General features: G+C 52.0%; 1 tRNA gene and 1 rRNA gene. Both read right to left on the bottom strand.

Going from position 1 to position 354, the window contains the following annotated elements:
* Positions 1-24: 24 nt before the first annotated feature.
* A 5S ribosomal RNA gene (gene rrf / locus R5268_RS19405) occupies positions 25-140 on the bottom strand.
* A gap of 33 nt (positions 141-173) precedes the next feature.
* Positions 174-249, bottom strand: a tRNA-Thr gene (locus tag R5268_RS19400).
* Positions 250-354: the final 105 nt, after the last annotated feature.

The raw sequence follows: 354 nt of genomic DNA, 5'->3' as shown, positions 1-354 counted from the left end.
AACCTGGCTTTCTTTAAATATAAAACCTGGCGGTTCCCTACTCTCACATGGGGAGACCCCACACTACCATCGGCGCTACGGCGTTTCACTTCTGAGTTCGGCATGGGGTCAGGTGGGACCACCGCGCTACGGCCGCCAGGCAAATTCGTTTTCTTTCTGCCGAACTAAATTAATGGTGCTGATACCCAGATTCGAACTGGGGACCTCACCCTTACCAAGGGTGTGCTCTACCAACTGAGCCATATCAGCAAAAATCTGCGCTTTTGCACAGACTTTAAATAATAACCTGGCGGTTCCCTACTCTCACATGGGGAGACCCCACACTACCATCGGCGCTACGGCGTTTCACTTCTG

The organism is Morganella sp. BCCO 40_0007 (assembly GCF_032989665.1).
In the GTDB taxonomy this organism is placed as follows: Bacteria; Pseudomonadota; Gammaproteobacteria; order Enterobacterales; family Enterobacteriaceae; genus Morganella; species Morganella sibonii.
Note: the sequence above shows the minus strand (reverse complement) of the source record. Positions and strands in the feature narration are given on the sequence as shown.